Consider the following 17,723-nt stretch of genomic DNA (forward strand, 5'->3'; position numbering starts at 1 on the left):
GATAACGACGCCTTTCAACCTATGTCTCAAAACAAAACGATTAGATTGTTAATACTGAATGATTCGCGGTCTGAAGCCGAACGTCTCATCAGTATGCTACACAACGCCGGCCGTCCAGTGCGGGCACAACATGTAGACAACATTGAGGCGCTCAACAAGTTACTCCAAGAAAAAGTCTGGGACCTCCTAATAGGCCTCGACAGCAGTCAAAGCCTAAAACCCCTCGACGCAATACGGCTCATACGAAAACTCAACAAAGATGTACCTTTTATACTTCAGTCCAATGACGAAGGCTCCCAGCCTATCGTTGAAGGGTTAAAGCTCGGTGCCGCCGACGTCGTAAAAGTAGACGAAGACCAACATTTATTACTGGCCATCCAACGAGAATTCCAACACCGCGAAGACCGAGATTTACGCCGTTTCGCTGAACGCCGACACAAAGAGATTGAACGGCGAAACCAACAACTCCTCGACAGCTCTCGCGATGCGATAGCTTTTGTCCAAGACGGTATGTTTCTCTATGCAAACGATTCCTTCACCGAACTTCTAGGCCACGAGGATAGAGATGAGTTCGAGTGCGTGCCCGTAATCGATATGATTCGAGACGCCGACCAAGACAAGGTCAAACGATTTCTTAAAGACTTCACCCTAAAGGGCAGCGACATCGATTCCAATATGCTGGAGTTTTCGGCGATTACCGCGGATGGAGCCGAACGAGCCCTTAAAGTGGATGTTCGCAAATCAAATTATGAAGAAGAAGTTTGTATTCAATTTCTCATTAAAACAAACGATGGCGGCAGCGAAGAGCTAGAAGCACAGCTGGAACACATTAAGAATCAAGACCTCGCGACAGGGCTCTACAACAGAAGCTATTTATTAGACGCATTACATCAAGCCGTTGACAACGCCGCTAATGGGGACGCCAACAGTACACTGCTGAATGTGGGTGTTAACAGTTTTACCGAAACCGTAAAAGAAAAACTGGGCGTCGCATCGTCTGATATTGTGCTGGGTTCTATTGCCGCCTATATGAAAACGCTCACAAAAGAAAAAGATATTCTTTGCCGCTACGGCGACGATACCTTTATGTTGCTGGTACCCAAAATTGATCCGGAAACCACGCTTCGTCGAGCCAATGAGTTATGTGATCAGCTTGCCAATTACATTGTTGATATCGATGGTTCCACTCTTCACTTTACCTACAACATTGGTATTGCGATTATAAACGAGACGACCGCCAACGCCGAAATACCTATTGAGCAAGCACATAAAGCACTCTCTATCGCTCAAGCAGAAGACATTGAAGGCGATCACGTTCGTATATACGAACCCGAAACCAAAGAAGATTCGAAGAAAGATATTGCCAACATGGTGCAGCGCGCACTCGATACCGGCCGTTTTAAATTACTCTATCAACCCATTTTAAGTTTGCGCGGCTCAGATAAAGAACACTATGAAGTGTTACTGCGCATGATGGACGAAGAAGGAAAAGAAATTTCGCCCAACGACTTCCTGTCTACGGCAGCCCAAATAGGCGCCACGACCAAAATAGACCGCTGGGTTATTCTCGAATCGATAAAAATACTATCTGAGCACCGCAAAAATGGGCATCAAACGCATTTAATGCTTAATTTAAGCCGAGAATCAATGCTCGACGCCACATTACCTCCGTGGCTTGGCGTTGCTTTTAAGGCTGCCAATTTGCCGGCCGATGCACTTGTATTCCAATTGGCCGAAATTGATATTAACGATCACCTCAATGTAGCAGCCTCGTTTACAGAACAAATTAAGAAGCTTGGTAGTAGCTGTGGTATAACGCGATTTGGGTGTGCACTTAATCCGCTAAACGCGTTAAAACACGTTGCTTGCACCCATGTAAAAGTAGACGGTTCTTTTACGCACGATTTACAAAATAGCGGCGACGACTCAACTAGCGCGCTGAACGAACTGGTCAGCCAACTGCACCAAGAAGATAAAATCACCATTGTTCCATTTGTCGAAAATGCGAGCGTTCTCTCTAAACTGTGGCAATCGGGTGTTCATTATATCCAAGGCTATTATCTACAAGGCCCCGTCGACGCCATGAATTACGACTTTGATACCGAAAGCTAATTCAAACGCACACCATTAACATCTCCAGTCTTTATCGGCCTCAAACACTCTTTGTGTCCGCCCACTGATAGAGCCCTAACGCACTCGTTAAGCGTTCGTAAATCTTTAGCCCGCGCTCTGAGCCCCTACCCCATATAGGTATCGAACAACTCTTCTCGGTGATCCACAAAGTCATCCAAGTTGGTTTGGCTTCGGAAGCTACTTGCTGGAGGCGTGTCGTACATGTCAGCAAATACTGGGTCGGCAACAGCTTCGCTCTTAGCTTTCAGGCTAGCCTTGGACGCAGCGGCGGTTGTTTTCCAAGCATAGACTGCGTAAGGGTCCATATTTAGCAGCTGGTTAAGCAAGTGTTTCGCTAAGACGAGATCCCCGGACGCCTTAGACAGCTCTAGCATAAGGTTATCGTGGATGGTCTCGTAATCATCGAGAAAACGATCTAACCGTTTTTGTATCTGGACGTTGAAGGCTCCAGAAGGCGGCAGCTCGTCGTGGTTCAAGAAATCGTTCACTTCATCCGCATTCACAACTTGCTCATCAAAAATTGCCTGTACCTCCGCCATCGTTGTAATACTTGTTAACGTGGAAAGGGTCACTCGATGAGCAACGGTATGAGGCCCCTGCGGAATACTGCTTATTTTACAATGCGGTTTGGTATGAGTATAAGTGTAAAGCGTTGGCACCCGCGCCGAAAGTTCTGAGCGCCCAGCGGTTCTTAGCAGCTTGTCATAAGCAGTAGCTTTAGCTTTCGTTGAATGTTCTTTATACGGGTCGAAAGTGGAATACCAGCGCCCCGCCGCATACTTTTTAACCTTTAATTGTACTGCCGCCTCGCCGTTATTCGAACGGTCATGGCCTACATTAAATTGACTGCTGCTGTGCGCCATTGCTTGCGCCCCGCGATAGTGAGCCGCTCGCTCGCCCATAACATCCGCTTCTCTTTCTAAACGGGAATCATCATTCACATTCATTTGCCCTTTCAATTGCGTAGTCGCCCTTACCCGCCCCTGCTTCTGCTGTACCACATGCCATGCCTCATGCGGTAAATGCTTTTCTTGGCCGGAAGCGAGATGAATATGAGAGCCTTGCGCATAGGCGTGCGCTTGGAGCTGTGCAGGCTTGCTGGAATTATAATGCACCTTAACATCCTGCATGGAATAACCCGAAAGGCGCTCTAAACCCGATTTAAGCGTGTCTGGTAATCCTGTAGGATTGGCGTTGTTCTGTGGTGTATGCTGAGAGGCAGAACGATAACCATTGTCAGCGTGCAACTGTGCCGTTGGCTTTGTTTGAAGATGTGTTTGAACTAAGGTTTGAGGCGTTCGATGCGACAATGGCGGGGAGTAATGATCCGTAGCCTGAAAAACGGTATCGCTTTCGCTACGCTTTTTAAAAAGAGCATTCGGTAACATCCCAACTGTGCGTGATCGACTCGCGTATGAATTCAAGTTTAGCTCCCTGTTATTGTTTGTTTCGCCTCTGGTCTTTAAGAGCGGACGCTGGAGGCGCCTAAAACGTGCGCTACTCCCTTAACATAACAAACTTTTCAAACCACTTAAAACACCATAACCAAATTACGAAATTTAGTGCTAAAGGTTTTCCATGCGTTACGCTCAACAACACACTCCTGCACTACGGAAAAACCAACACTCTCAGCGGCAAATAGTCGCAAATTTAGTCTATTTCGCGGTCGCGAAAACCCATTAAGTACAGAATCGCGTCCAAACCCAAGGTCGAGATAGCTTGCTTTGCCTCCGCTCTAACCAACGGTTTCGCACGAAACGCGATACCTAAGCCCGCAATACTAAGCATAGGCAAGTCATTCGCACCGTCACCCACCGCGACAACTTGCTTCAACGAAATGCCTTCTTGCTCGGCAAGCTCGGTTAACAACGCAGCTTTACGCGCACCATTAACAATCTCACCGTTCACTTCACCGGTTACTTTACCGTCGACAATCTCTAGATCATTAGCATAGACATAGTCTATGCCCAACTTGCCCTGCAAATACCGACCAAAATAATTGAATCCGCCCGATAAGATAGCCGTTTTGTAGCCTAGCTTACTTAAGGTTGAAATTAGCCGCTCAGCACCTTCGGTTACCGGCAGGCTTTCGGCAATGCCAGCCAAAACAGACTCATCAAGCCCTTTTAATAACGACATGCGTTGCTTAAAGCTCTCGTTAAAATCGATCTCTCCGCGCATTGCGGCCTCGGTTATCGCTGCAACTTGCTCGCCGACACCGGCCGCCTTGGCTAGCTCATCGATGACCTCCGCCTCAATCAGCGTTGAGTCCATATCAAAACATACCAGCCGACGTGTACGGCGGAACATATTGTCTTCCTGAAACGCGATATCCACATCAAGCTCAGACGCTAGCTCTGCAAAATCTGCTCGAAGCTGCCCGATATTACCGGCCACGCCACGCGCCGAAAATTCCACGCACGCGATAGAATCTTTATCGCTTTCGTCTAATGGCACTCGGCCCGATAACCGGCTGATATTATCAATATTCAAGTTATGCTCGGCGACCACGCGCGTGAGCGCTGCAATTTGGCTAGCGGTTATCTGTCGCGCGAGCAACGTCACAATATGCCGCTCTTTACCTTGATGACTAATCCATTCGGCATAGCTGCCCTCTGGTATCGGTTGAAAGCGTACTTGCATACCAATGTCATGCATTCGATAAAGAATATTCTTTACGACAGGGGAAGAATCGCTTCCATCCGGTACTTCAACCAACATTCCTAATGAAAGCTGATCGTGGATAACCGCTTGACCAATATCCAGCACATTGCCATTGTTTTCCGCCAAAATAGCGGTAACTTCTGAGGTAACCCCCGGTTTATCATCGCCGGAGATATTAATAAGTATTAGTTCACGCACAACGGAGCCCTTGTCCTACTAACTAGATCGGCCGGCATTATAAAGGAAGACAACGAAAAAATATTGCGGACACTGCAATTGCCAATAAGACTATTTGCCTCTATGGTAACTGGCCCGCCCCGCCAAAGAGGTGGACGAATGCGATAACAAGATGAGGGGTACGCATTGAGACTTCAATTTAACGGCTTTTCTCCGCTCTCTGCCTGCTTAATAGGCATTATTGGCGGAGTTGCACTCGCGATTATGATTACCCTACCACGCCTGCAACAGTTAAATAGCACTCATAGCCAGCACTACGGGAACGCGCTCGCCTCCATGGCCGCGAATCAGGCAATCGATGCCAGCTTTAATCACGACCTTGTTCGGCTTCAAGTAATACTCCGCGACGTAATGGAAAACCCTTATACACGCTTAGCGACTCTACACGACGTAGAAAACAACCTGCTCGTTCAAGCTGGAGATACACGCTCCCTAACCGACGCTACACAAAGTTATACCGCCCCTATCGTTCTGCACGACAGTATCGCCGGCTACCTGTCTGTCACTATTGAAGACAAACCCACCATTGGCCGCACTCGCAAGTGGTTTGCTGTCCTGCTAATTGCGACACTACTAACCTTGGTTATTGGGGATTGCTATCGTTGTAAGTCCTTTCAATATCTACCCATCAAAAAGAGCGATGATGAGAAAGCAGACGATGAGCGTGAAAGCAGCGAAAACGACATCGCCCAGCAGCAAGCGTTGGCAGCGTTAGACGCACTACCTAAAGTCTATGCCATCATCCATATTAAAAATTTAGCCGTTCTTAACCAGCAGTTAAATGGTGAAAGCTTCAGAAAAACACTCAGCACCGTACAGCACACAATTAGCGATGTATTGGCCCTTTACAACGGAACAGGTTACGAATTAGAAGGAGACCTTATTCGATTGTGCTTCGCCGCCAACGACACGGAAAACGAAGCCTTATTTCGAGCCGCGTGTAGTGCATGGCTCATCGTTGAACTCGCAAGTATTACCAATAATATCCCGCTGGATTTAGCCGCCTTCGTATCGGCTAATCACTTAGATCTGGCGCCAGCAAATCTACCCATCGCAGGCTTAGTGCTTGAATCTCATGCAGCAAGTGACGACCTTATTCGCCGTCGCCTTCAGTTTCTAGAAGTAGGGGCTTTAGATGGCCGCAAGGTAGTAGCAGGCTTTCAGCAACCCTTCCAATCACTACTAGAACGGCAACGGGCTCAACTGAGCAGCCTATAGAACCTATTGACCAAAACGCTTGCCGCCCGACGCTAAATAGGCCAACTCCTCAGCAGTAGACTCACGGCCAAGCGCTACGTTGCGGTGAGGGAAACGTCCAAACGCTTCAATAATCTGCCTATGCTCTCGCGCGTAGGCCGCAGTTCCCTCTATATAATCCTTGTAAGGTGGCTCCGCTCTGCACGCCAATGCATCGAACAACTCAACCCCCTGCTCTTGTCGCGCCATGTCCTCGGCGTGCTGCAAAGGCATGTATACAAAAGTACACACGATTGGCGCTATCGGCATATCCAGTGACCTAGCCAATACAATATCCAGCAAGCTAAGCGCTAATGGGTCATACTCAAATGCACGCGCACTGCTACGGAAACAATTCCGACTAAACTGGTCAAACACTAGGATAGCGGCAAGCAGCTCGTTAACGGATACATTACTCTCTACATTCAGAACCTTTGCCGAGACCGGCAGCGTCTCAAATAGTGGGCCAAATACTTGCCTTATCTCTGCATCAAAACTCGGGCCGCCGCTATACCAGCGCTTAGCAACTCGGTTTAACGAAGCCGCATTCTCGACACAATTATCAAACCAAAAATTATAAATTTTATTACTGTCAATCGTTAACATAAAACACCAAATATTCAGCAAACTGTCACATTAAAGTCATCTGCCAAGCTTAGCCTGCGAAGGAAGCTAGTGCAGCTTTTTTCGAAAAGCGGCCTTACATAACGTTATACACACAGGCAAACCAGGAAAGGTTTCTATCATGATAAATGTTGAACAAGCCATCACGAACAAATTCCCCACGTTTGCTAAAAAGCCCGCTTTAATTCGTAAACCAACCCTCAAGCTATTGCAAAAACTTGTCTATGAAAATGAAATTAATGGCTTTTTAGAAAAGTACGGCGATAGCAAAGGTGTTGCTTTCATACAAAACGTCTTTGATTTTTTCTGTTTTACCTATACTGTCAACGAGCGCGATAAGGCCCGAATTCCCCCGCAAGGACGTGTCGTCATTATCGCCAACCATCCAATAGGTTCACTTGATGGCCTAGCGTTACTAAAATTAATCAGTGAAGTACGTACCGACGTCAAAATTTTAGCTAATGATATGCTAATGAATTTTGAGGGTTTACATGAACTTTTGATACCTCTCGACAACATGAATGGCAGTAGTGCCCGCAAAAGCTATAAGCGTGTTATCGAACTACTGAATCAAGATGAAGCAATTATTGTTTTTCCTGCAGGAGAAGTTTCCCGCGCCCGACCGAGTGGAGTGAAAGACGTTCTTTGGCGACCTGGCTTTTTACACTTCGCACGAAAATCTGGCGCACCATTACTGCCTGTTCATATTCAAGCAAAAAACTCACTTCTGTTTTACGGTGCATCAGCCCTCTACAAACCACTCGGCACTGCGCTACTCGCTCATGAAATGTTCAACAAACATTCGACCGAAATTCGCTTTAGTATTGGGGAACTCATATCCCCTGATGAACTCAATACCGAACAGCTTCTCGATCGCACGTTGGTAAAGCGACTAAAAAACCATGTATATAAAATTGGCAAGCACACGGGCAACCGATTTTATACACAGAAAAAAATTGCCAACGCAGAGCCTTCTAACAAAATAATGAAGGAACTTAATCAGTCGCAGAAAATAGGGGAAACTCGAGACAACAATGAAATTTACCTTCTCAATTATAAAAACAACTCCTCGGTTCTTAAAGAAATAGGTCGCTTACGCGAACTCGCCTTTCGTATGGTGGGTGAAGGTACCGGCCAAAAGCGCGATCTTGACGAATACGATCATGACTATCGCCACTTAGTATTATGGAATGCCAACAATCAGGAAATTGCCGGTTCCTATCGCATAGGCGAGGGTTTACAGGTGTTAAAAAAGAAAGGCATAAAAGGGCTTTATACCAGTAGCCTGTATCGATTTTCACCGGAAATGATGCCGTACTTTGAGCAAGGCGTAGAGCTGGGGCGCAGTTTCGTCGCGCCTCAATATTGGGGGAAAGCGTGTTTAGATTACCTATGGCAGGGTCTCGGTGCTTATTTGGCACACAATCCAAACGTGCGTTACCTAATTGGCCCCGTTAGCATGAGTGCAGATTACCCGAAAGACCTGATGGACACGTTGGTCTATTTTTATCGCCGTTATTACGCGTGTCCAAACGATTTAGCAAAGGCCAACCACCCATACCTGCTATCGACGGAAACAATGAATCGCTTAGATAAAATATTTTGTGATTACGAAGCCGATAAAAGTTTCGAGGTTATGCAAAACATTTTCGCCCAAAAAGGCCATAAATTGCCCGTTCTGTTTAAACAATACACGGGCTTGTTTGAAGCCGGTGGTTTTCAATCCATAGTCTTCAGCTTAGATCCGGAATTTGGCGATTGTCTTGATGGCCTTTGCATGGCAGACCTAACAAAACTAAAGGCAAGTAAACGAAAGCGCTATATTGGTAGCTAACCTTTCCCTTTGCTATAAAGGGGAGTAACGCTCTACACCGACATAGCCAAGCTAACCCACATGGACATTAGTAAAAATATGCTAACCCAAAAGATTATCAGCCGATGGAAGACATTATTGTAAGTGGTGTGAACAAATGCATGCACACCTCGTGAAACCACATAGCACCACGCAAGGCCAATCATTACGGTAGTTTCTTGCTGTAACACTATAGCCAAAATAGACACCACATAGAATAACACTGGTGTTTCGAACATGTTCGCCAAATGTTTAGCGCCTGCGATTATAGCTATTGGGATTTCGGCATTTTTGGGGTCGTATAATCGATAATAGCCCATACTCACCTTTCGGCCTCGAACAGACTGAAACCGAAGGTAGAAATTGTAACAAATAAATAAAAATATAAAGGCTACATAGGCAAACATGGGGTAAAGCATGATTTCTTCCTTATGTTATAAACGGCCATTTAAAATCGTTTCTTCGAATGGCGCTCTTTGTTTTCCAATTTTTTCTTATCACTTTTTCGAAGTAAAACATAAGTTGCGCCATAGCTTCCGTGGTGTTTTTGAGCTGTATGAAAAGCCAACACCGCATCAAACTGCGGCAACCAGTGTGCGACACAGCTTTTCAAGAGCGCAGGTATTTCGCGGCCCTCACCTTTGCCATGCGTAATCAAAGCGCAACGCACATCCGCCTCAAGACAATCATGTATAAATTCAAAAATAATTTTACGAGCTTGTTCGACAGTTAGTCGGTGCAAATCCAGCCGAGCATCTAACTTATACTTACCCAACCGAAGGTTTTTAAAAACACCGTGTTGCACGCCAGGGCGCTGAAAGCTTAGCTCCGCCAAGGGCTCGACAAGGTCGACGGGCACGGTTAACGGATCTTGCTTCTCTTCGGCCACCTCTTGCGCCGCTAGACGACGAGTTTCTTTATCAACGTCATTATCTTTTGACGAGTTTATTATTACGCGCTTTTCTACTTTAAGCGGTTTTACGTCATCGCCAATTAAACGGCCAAAATCATTCTCTTCAGACATACTGCTCTCGCTACTGCACTATACGGTAACAGGGTATATAGGTTTCGGTAGGTATTTTCATTCTATCTTGCTGCACAAATGAACGTAATAAACGATCTAACGGCATGATGACATTAGCATCGCCTTGAATTTCGTATGGGCCATGTTCAGCGACAGCGCGAATACCATGCTCTTTAACATTTCCATCGACAATTCCAGAAAATGCCTTTCTCAAATTAGAAGCCAATTCATGGGAGGGTTGATTTTTTGTCAACTTTAACTGCGCCATGTTGGCATGGTTTGGCAAAAAAGGTACTTGGAAGTCCTTATCGATATTAATAACCCAGTTATAGTAATAAGCATCATGCGTTTTCTTGCGATAATCTTTTACATTCGCCATACCTTTGTGCATTTTTCTGGCCACCTCGGCCGGATCAGCAAGCACAATTTCGTAGAGCGATTGTGCTTCTACACCTAACGCACCACCAATGAAATCATCAATCTGTCGAAAATATTCACCGGAACTTTTCGGCCCTGTAAAAATTAGGGGAAAAGGAAGCTCTTTATTCGAGGGGTGCAAAAGAATACCAAGTATATACAGAATCTCTTCGGCGGTGCCTGCACCGCCAGGAAAGACGACAATACCATGCCCGCTGCGTACGAAAGCTTCCAAGCGTTTTTCGATATCGGGCATTATCACCAACTCGTTTACGATTGGGTTGGGGGATTCGGCTGCAATAATACCTGGCTCAGTTATCCCTATGTATCGCCCACCTACCCGCTGCTTTGCATGCCCAAAAGTTGCACCCTTCATAGGACCTTTCATTGCCCCTGGGCCACACCCCGTACAAATATCCATTTTACGCAAGCCAAGCTGATATCCCACTTCTTTAGCGTAATCATATTCTATTTCGCCAATAGAATGCCCTCCCCAACACACCACAATACTCGGTGATATATCCGTTCTCAATAACCCTGCGTTACGTAGAATATGGAACACACCGTTTGTAATACCTTCCGATGTAGAAAAATCAGCGTCGCTATTTTCCAGTAATTCATTGTTGATGTAGATAATGTCGCGCAGAGCAGAAAATAGATGCTCTTTGATACCTTGAATAATTTCGCCATCAACAAAGGCATTGGCCGGGGCGTTTTCCAATTTGATTTTGATACCACGCTCTTGCTGAATGACATCGATAGAGAAGTCAGAAAAAGCATCGAGGACCTGCTGAGTATTATCGGTTTCGGCCCCGGTATTAAGTGCGGCAAGCGAACAACGACGAAATGTTTCGTAGACGTCTGCGTTACTACGTTTTGCTAGGCGGGCAACTTCCTCTTGAGAAAGTACATTGAGGGTAATATCAGGCGATACAAGCGCTGAAATTTTTTTATCGATAAAGACAGTACTCACGCTATTTCCTTTAGTACTCGGTTCGGATTCATACGCTGAGAATATTACCGCCAACTTGAAACTTCAAGATGACGGCAACACCAACGACAAAATTATCCGTCGCGGTTAATGTACGTGACCATGATCGAGTTCTTCAGCAGTTGCTTCGCGAACCTCTTCAACCGTTACATCAAAGTTCAATACCATTCCGGCGAGTTCGTGGTTTCCGTCGATGGAAATACCTTCCTCAGTGACTTCTTTTACCACAACAAATTGTTCTCCACCGGCTTCGGTCTGAGCCTGAAACTCCATACCCACTTCGATTTTCTCGATACCAGCAAAAGATTCACGCGGCAGTGTTTGCACTAGCTCGTCGATGTATTCGCCATAGCCATCCGCAGGCGGTACGGTAACGCTTTTCTTGTCGCCCACCACGCAACCGACAAGCGCATTTTCAAGGCCAGGAATAATATTGCCTGCACCCGCTAAATACTTCAGCGGTTCCGCATCAATAGAGGAATCCAGCACCTCTCCTTGCTCGTCAGTAAGGGTGTAATGGATAGATACCACACAGTCGTTTTCAATTTTCAAGAGAGTCTCCTATGGCGCAGGCAGCGCGTCGTTCAATTAGATCGGGAGTTTAACGCAGGCGACGTAAAATTAGTACGGCACCGCTGACCATTTGCCGAAACAAACATACGCTCTAAACAGGTCGGACGGTGGAAGACACAGCCAAACAGGACCCAAACGGCGAGTTCGTAGGGACACCAGTAGACCGCCTATCGAGAAAGAGGACATAAGGAATATAAGGTAAGGAATTGTTTGGCCCCAACGACTATTGCCGTGGGTAGCGTGATCGTCCAAGCACTCAGTTTTGTGCGGGACAACAGTCAGTGAACGGGATTAAAGAAAGCCCCGCCAACCGCTTTAGCAGTTGGCGGGTAAGCGCGAGGCTATCGCAATGGGTTTAAGCTTAACTATTTTGTTAAGCGATTTTCGATCAGATCATCCACAACACTCGGATCGGCCAATGTTGAGGTATCACCCAATTCATCCACTTCGTTTGCGGCTATTTTACGTAATATACGGCGCATGATCTTACCCGATCGTGTTTTCGGTAAGCCTGGCGCCCACTGGATTTCGTCTGGCTTAGCAATAGGGCCAATTTCTTTGACACACATGGCCACGAGCTCTTTCTTCAGCGCATCGCTAGGCTTCTCCCCTGTCATCAACGTCACGTAGGCATAAATACCCTGCCCTTTGATACTATGTGGAAAGCCAACGACAGCCGCTTCAGCCACTTTGTCATGTAGGGCTAACGCACCTTCAACTTCAGCGGTACCCATTCGGTGACCCGAAACGTTAATAACATCGTCAACGCGGCCGGTAATCCAGTAGTAACCGTCTGCGTCGCGACGTGCTCCGTCGCCGGTAAAATAGTAGCCAGGAAAAGTCGTGAAGTAGGTTTGAATCATTCGATCATGATCGCCGTAAATCGATCGAATTTGGCTAGGCCAAGACGCTTTAATCGCCAAACTACCGGCACCAACGCCATCAATTTCTTTTCCGTCTGAATCCAATAATACAGGTTCAACCCCAAAGAACGGCAACGTGGCCGAGCCTGGCTTAAGTGCCGTTGCACCTGGAAGAGGCGTTAGCATGTGCGCGCCAGTTTCGGTTTGCCACCACGTATCCATGATGGGGCAACGACCGTCACCAATCACGTTGTAGTACCACTCCCAAGCTTCTGGGTTAATGGGCTCGCCCACTGTGCCTAAGATGCGTAGCGATTGCCGTGAAGTGCTCTTTACAAAATCATCGCCTTGGCCCATCAAGGCCCTGATCGCGGTAGGCGCTGTGTAAAAGCTCGCAACGTTGTGCTTATCGCACACTTCCCAGCAACGCGCAGCCGTTGGGTAAGTAGGTACACCTTCAAACATTAAGGTTGTTGCGCCATTGGTCAGAGGGCCGTATACGATATAGGAATGCCCTGTTACCCATCCCACATCTGCGGTACACCAATAGACCTCGCCTTCCTGATAATCAAAGACATATTTATGGGTCATTGCCGCTTGTAGCAAGTAACCGCCCGTTGTATGTAAAACCCCTTTTGGCTTGCCTGTAGAGCCTGAGGTATAAAGAATAAACAACGGATCTTCTGAATCCATAGGTTCGGGAGGGCAATCAGCACCCACTTCAGCCATTTGCTCGTGGTACCATACGTCACGCACTGGGTTCCAAGCCACCTCGCCACCAGTACGTTTAACAACCAGCAACGTACTGACATTAGGGCACTGGCTTACGGCTTTGTCTGCATTGGCCTTTAATGGCACTGCTCGGCCACCCCGCAAGCCCTCGTCTGACGTAATAACAACCTTACAGTCAGAATCTTGAATACGGTCTTTTAATGCCTCGGGTGAAAAACCACCAAAAACAATAGAATGAACAGCACCGATTCTTGCGCAGGCCAACATTGCGTAGGCTGCTTCAGGAATCATGGGCAGATAGATACAAACACGATCGCCCTTCTTCACGCCACGAGCTTTCAAAACATTACCGAGTTTAGAAACTTTTTCGTGAAGCTCTTTGTAAGTGATTTTTAAATCTACGGTAGGATCATCCCCTTCCCAAATAATCGCGACCTGATCGGCACGCGTGGCTAAATGTCGGTCAACACAGTTAGTACTGACATTTAATTTGCCATCTCTAAACCATGTTGCTTCACCCTTACGAAAATCAAATTCACGAACACTGGACCACTTTTTATCCCACTTTAAAAAATCTTCTGCTTGTTGCGCCCAAAACTCGGCCGGGTCGTTTATCGACTGCGCATACATTTCATCATATTTTTCTTTATTGATATGTGCAGAAGCAGCGAAGGCTTCAGGAACGGGGTACAGATTGTTGTCTGACATGTCTCGACTCCATAGGTAAAGTTGCTTCACAGCAGACTTCAAATTAGTATTATTATTGAGGCGACGCTCTGACGATAGGTCGCCACAGAGCATCAAACGGATGAATGATAACGTGTTTCCACATTAGCAGACAGCGGGCCCAGAGAGGAATTCGACTTTGGTTGAGATGGGACAAAAAAATTTAACGTAGCCCGCAGGCATTGCTATAGGATAAAAATAAAGCGCATAAAACAGCAATGGAGAATGCCGCTGCTTTACACTGCGGCTATCACAATCATGACCAAGGAAAACCCAACCAGCGCTATGACGCTAGAGATCTATTCGAACACCACCCGCAACAAGCCAAGCGCCACCCAATTAAACACTTAACGCTGCAGGCTATTCGACCTGTACCGCAATTGTGTTGCTAGTGCGATCCACGGAATTGTCTTGCTTTAGGTAAACGAGGCGCGGTTTAAAATTTTCGGCTTCGCCTTCACTCATTTGGCCGTACGCCGCAATAATAATACGATCACCAACTTGAACTCTACGAGCCGCAGCACCGTTCATAGATATTGTTTTAGAGCCCGATTCAGCCAAAATGACATAGGTCGAAAAACGTTCGCCATTATCCACATTGTAAATATCGATACGCTCAAATTCACGCAAGCCCGCGAGCGCCACTAAATCTGCATCAATTGCACAAGAACCGTCGTACCAGAGTTCAGCCTGGGTCACACAGGCCATGTGCAACTTACCTTTTAACAGCGTAATTTGCATAAAATTGCCTCTACTTTTTTCTATTTAATACAGTCCAACTCTATGGACATGTTATCGATAAGTCTTGCGCGTTGTGTGTACATTGCGCCCAATATGGTGATATTTAAATCATCATCTGCAGCAGGCTCCAACGTTTTACTATTACAGATAGTAAAATAGTCAGGCTTAAATCCGGCCACATTAATTTGTTCTTTTGCTTCATGTTCCAAGCGAAGAAAATCTCGCTCACCTTCCACTACTTTCTGTAATACCCACTGAAGCGACCGATTCAGCTGGTTCGCATGTGGGCGCTCTTGCGCCGATATAAACCCATTTCTAGAACTCATTGCCAAGCCATCAGCTTCGCGAATAATATCGCCCGCAATTATTTTTACGGGAATACACAGGTCTTCTGCCATGCGTCGTATTATAGCTAACTGCTGGTAATCCTTAATACCAAATATCGCTGTATCGGGCTGAACTATATTGAACAACTTGGTCACCACGGTCGTTACGCCTTCGAAGTGCCCCGGTCTACTCGCACCACAAAGTACATTAGCCATAGACGGCACGATCACACGTGTCTGCTCATCCATTCCGTTGGGGTATATTTCATGCTCATCCGGACAAAACAAAAAGTCGCAGCCAATGCCCCGTAACTTATGGCTGTCCTCTTCTAACGTTCTAGGGTATTTATCCCAATCCTCATTTAGACCAAACTGGAGGCGATTCACGAATATGCTTACGACTACGACATCGCAAAGCGATTGTGCTTGCTTCACCAACGCTAAATGCGCGGCATGTAGATTTCCCATCGTAGGGACAAAAGCAACCGTTTTGTTGTCGATACGAGCCGCTTCTAACGCTGATCGAATACTATTGATATGATGAAAAATTTGCATGAAAGCCGTTATACCTAACTAGTCGTGCTGGGAAAAATATTCTGGCGCGAGGTTATCAAAACGAGTGTACTTCCCAACGAACGCTGCTCTACTTGTACCCACTTCGCCGTTTCGCTGCTTACCCACGATCAGCTCTGCCATTCCCTTATCATTACTTTCTTCGTTGTAATACTCATCGCGGTAGATAAATAAAATGACGTCCGCATCCTGCTCGATAGCACCGGATTCACGTAAATCAGAGTTCATTGGGCGCTTATTCGGGCGTTGCTCCACGCCTCGGTTCAACTGAGAAAGCGCAATAACAGGACATTCATACTCCTTCGCTAGCGCCTTCATCGAACGGGAAATCTCTGAAATCTCCTGCGTTCGCCCTTCTGTAAACCCACTGATCTGCATGAGCTGAAGATAATCGACCATGATCATGGCAGGGTTACCATGCTCACGCGCGATACGACGTGTACGTGCCCGCACCTCGTTGGGGGAGAGGCCTGCCGTATCGTCGATAAACAGCTTTTTATCTTTCATTTTACGAAATGCAGCTTCGAGCTTAGGCAAATCTTCATCACTTAAATTGCCATTGCGTAACGCGCCTTGATCAATACGACCAACAGACGAAAGCATACGCATCACTAAGGAGTCCGCAGGCATCTCTAAGCTAAAGACCAATACTGGGCGTTCTTGCGTAAACAACGCCGCTTCAACAAAATTGAGGGCTAAAGCGGTTTTCCCCATAGAGGGGCGAGCGGCAAGAATGATAAGCTCACCGCTCTGCCAGCCCGACGTTCGCTCGTCGAGTTCCGTCAATCCTGTAGAAAGGCCGGTAATATCTGAGTCGGAATTAAATAATTCATCAATTTTAGCGGCTGTTTTTTTCAGCAACGAATTAACATCTTCAAAGCCCCCTTCTTTCGGGCGCTCTTCTGCAATCTGTAATACTTTTCGCTCGGCTAGCTGAAGAAGGTCATCGGAAGCGAGGCCAGCAGGGTTGTAACTCGCCCGGCTAATTTCGGTTGCCGCCGCGATCAACTGACGCAATGTCGCTCGTTCACGCACGATTCGCGCGTAAGCCACCACATTGGCGCTGCTCGGCACATTTGTGGCGAGATCTGTCAGATAGTCGAAACCACCAGAAGCTTCGAGTTCATCCGTTTGGGAGAGAAATTCAGAAAGGGTAATAACATCAATAGGCTGATCTTTATCGATCAACAAAACCATTGCACGGTAAATATTGCGATGGCTGGATTTGAAAAAATCCGTTTCAGCTAAATTTTCAGCAACCGCGTCAAAGTTACTCATATCCTGCATTAGCCCGCCCAAAACGGACTGTTCAGCCTCCATTGAGTGTGGCAGGGGCCCACCCTCTGGCATGGCACCACTACTAGCGGAGCGTCCACGATCAGACAACTGTTGGGTTTCTAATTCAGGCATAATCGAAAATTTAACTTAAATACTCTTAATTAACTGCGCGCAAACGCAAAAAGGCGTAGACGAGCACCGGAAAAACCAGCCTCGAACTACGCCTGTACTGTAGCGTCTTACCGGCTGTATCACCAGCCAGTTAAAGCATTACTCTGCCGAAACAACCAGCTTAATAGTGTGAGTTAAATCAACGTGCAACTGAACATCAACGTCGAACTCACCTATTTCACGCAAAGTACCCTGAGGCAACTTAACCTCAGACTTAGAGACTTTTACGCCAGCAGCAGTAATCACTTCAGCAATATCGCGCGCACCGATAGAGCCAAACAATTTACCTTCATCACCTGCTTTCGCAACGATACTAAACTCGCCTTTTTCTTCGAGAAGCTTCGCACGACCTTCAGCACTTGTTCTACGGTCGGCAGCAGCAGCTTCCAACTCTGCACGACGTGCTTCGAAATCAGCAACGTTCCTAGCAGAAGCAGAAATCGCTTTACCCTGAGGAACCAAATAGTTACGACCAAAACCGGCTTTAACGGTAACTTTGTCGCCTACGGTACCTAACTTACCTACTTTTTCGAGCAGAATAACATCCATCTCGCTTTCCTCT

General features: G+C 46.6%; 15 protein-coding genes. 3 read left to right on the plus strand and 12 right to left on the minus strand.

Going from position 1 to position 17,723, the window contains the following annotated elements:
* Window positions 1–21 precede the first annotated feature (21 nt).
* Window positions 22–2,112: an EAL domain-containing response regulator gene (locus H5647_RS00360; protein ID WP_045855554.1), complete on the plus strand. Its 2,091-nt coding sequence runs from the start codon at window positions 22–24 to the stop codon at window positions 2,110–2,112.
* Window positions 2,113–2,237: 125 nt separating this feature from the next.
* Here the strand turns inward: H5647_RS00360 and H5647_RS00365 are convergent, their stop codons facing one another.
* On the minus strand, window positions 2,238–3,557 hold the full coding sequence (locus H5647_RS00365; RefSeq protein ID WP_236074711.1) for an eCIS core domain-containing protein: 1,320 nt from the start codon (window positions 3,555–3,557) through the stop codon (window positions 2,238–2,240).
* A 226-nt stretch (window positions 3,558–3,783) separates the two neighbouring features.
* On the minus strand, window positions 3,784–4,995 hold the full coding sequence (serB, locus tag H5647_RS00370; protein ID WP_045855555.1) for a phosphoserine phosphatase SerB: 1,212 nt from the start codon (window positions 4,993–4,995) through the stop codon (window positions 3,784–3,786).
* A 165-nt stretch (window positions 4,996–5,160) separates the two neighbouring features.
* Here serB and H5647_RS00375 point away from each other — a divergent pair, with 165 nt between their 5' ends.
* A complete protein-coding gene (locus tag H5647_RS00375) occupies window positions 5,161–6,252 on the plus strand; it encodes a hypothetical protein (protein ID WP_045855556.1) in 1,092 nt (363 codons plus the stop codon).
* A 3-nt stretch (window positions 6,253–6,255) separates the two neighbouring features.
* On the opposite strand, the gene H5647_RS00380 is transcribed toward H5647_RS00375, so the two are convergent.
* Window positions 6,256–6,876 carry a DUF924 family protein gene (locus H5647_RS00380; RefSeq protein ID WP_045855557.1) on the minus strand — a complete coding sequence of 207 codons (621 nt, stop codon included), beginning with the start codon at window positions 6,874–6,876 and terminating at the stop codon, window positions 6,256–6,258.
* A 139-nt stretch (window positions 6,877–7,015) separates the two neighbouring features.
* Here H5647_RS00380 and H5647_RS00385 point away from each other — a divergent pair, with 139 nt between their 5' ends.
* A complete protein-coding gene (locus H5647_RS00385) occupies window positions 7,016–8,728 on the plus strand; it encodes a GNAT family N-acyltransferase (protein WP_045855558.1) in 1,713 nt (570 codons plus the stop codon).
* Window positions 8,729–8,760: 32 nt separating this feature from the next.
* Here the strand turns inward: H5647_RS00385 and H5647_RS00390 are convergent, their stop codons facing one another.
* From H5647_RS00390 to rplI, 9 genes are all read right to left on the minus strand, one after another.
* Window positions 8,761–9,165 (minus strand): MAPEG family protein, encoded by a 405-nt coding sequence (locus H5647_RS00390; RefSeq protein ID WP_045855559.1) that lies wholly within the window; start codon window positions 9,163–9,165, stop codon window positions 8,761–8,763.
* A gap of 29 nt (window positions 9,166–9,194) precedes the next feature.
* The gene (gene smrA / locus H5647_RS00395; RefSeq protein ID WP_045855560.1) at window positions 9,195–9,770 is read right to left on the minus strand and encodes a DNA endonuclease SmrA; all 576 of its coding nucleotides are present in this window, start codon (window positions 9,768–9,770) and stop codon (window positions 9,195–9,197) included.
* 10 nt (window positions 9,771–9,780) lie between these two features.
* Window positions 9,781–11,160, minus strand: coding sequence for a nucleotide 5'-monophosphate nucleosidase PpnN (gene ppnN, locus H5647_RS00400; protein ID WP_045855561.1), 1,380 nt, complete (start codon window positions 11,158–11,160; stop codon window positions 9,781–9,783).
* Window positions 11,161–11,265: 105 nt separating this feature from the next.
* Window positions 11,266–11,730 carry an FKBP-type peptidyl-prolyl cis-trans isomerase gene (locus H5647_RS00405; RefSeq protein WP_045855562.1) on the minus strand — a complete coding sequence of 155 codons (465 nt, stop codon included), beginning with the start codon at window positions 11,728–11,730 and terminating at the stop codon, window positions 11,266–11,268.
* Window positions 11,731–12,116: 386 nt separating this feature from the next.
* Window positions 12,117–14,054, minus strand: a complete 1,938-nt coding sequence (acs, locus tag H5647_RS00410) for an acetate--CoA ligase (protein WP_045855563.1) — start codon at window positions 14,052–14,054, stop codon at window positions 12,117–12,119.
* Window positions 14,055–14,432: 378 nt separating this feature from the next.
* Complete coding sequence (gene panD, locus H5647_RS00415) at window positions 14,433–14,813, minus strand: aspartate 1-decarboxylase (RefSeq protein WP_045855564.1); 381 nt, start codon at window positions 14,811–14,813, stop codon at window positions 14,433–14,435.
* Window positions 14,814–14,833: 20 nt separating this feature from the next.
* On the minus strand, window positions 14,834–15,694 hold the full coding sequence (gene panC / locus H5647_RS00420; protein WP_045855565.1) for a pantoate--beta-alanine ligase: 861 nt from the start codon (window positions 15,692–15,694) through the stop codon (window positions 14,834–14,836).
* An 18-nt stretch (window positions 15,695–15,712) separates the two neighbouring features.
* The gene (gene dnaB / locus H5647_RS00425; protein WP_236075005.1) at window positions 15,713–17,062 is read right to left on the minus strand and encodes a replicative DNA helicase; all 1,350 of its coding nucleotides are present in this window, start codon (window positions 17,060–17,062) and stop codon (window positions 15,713–15,715) included.
* A 198-nt stretch (window positions 17,063–17,260) separates the two neighbouring features.
* Window positions 17,261–17,710, minus strand: coding sequence for a 50S ribosomal protein L9 (gene rplI, locus H5647_RS00430; RefSeq protein ID WP_045855567.1), 450 nt, complete (start codon window positions 17,708–17,710; stop codon window positions 17,261–17,263).
* Between the last annotated feature and the right edge of the window lie 13 nt (window positions 17,711–17,723).

Source organism: Teredinibacter purpureus (assembly GCF_014217335.1).
Lineage (GTDB): Bacteria > Pseudomonadota > Gammaproteobacteria > Pseudomonadales > Cellvibrionaceae > Teredinibacter > Teredinibacter purpureus.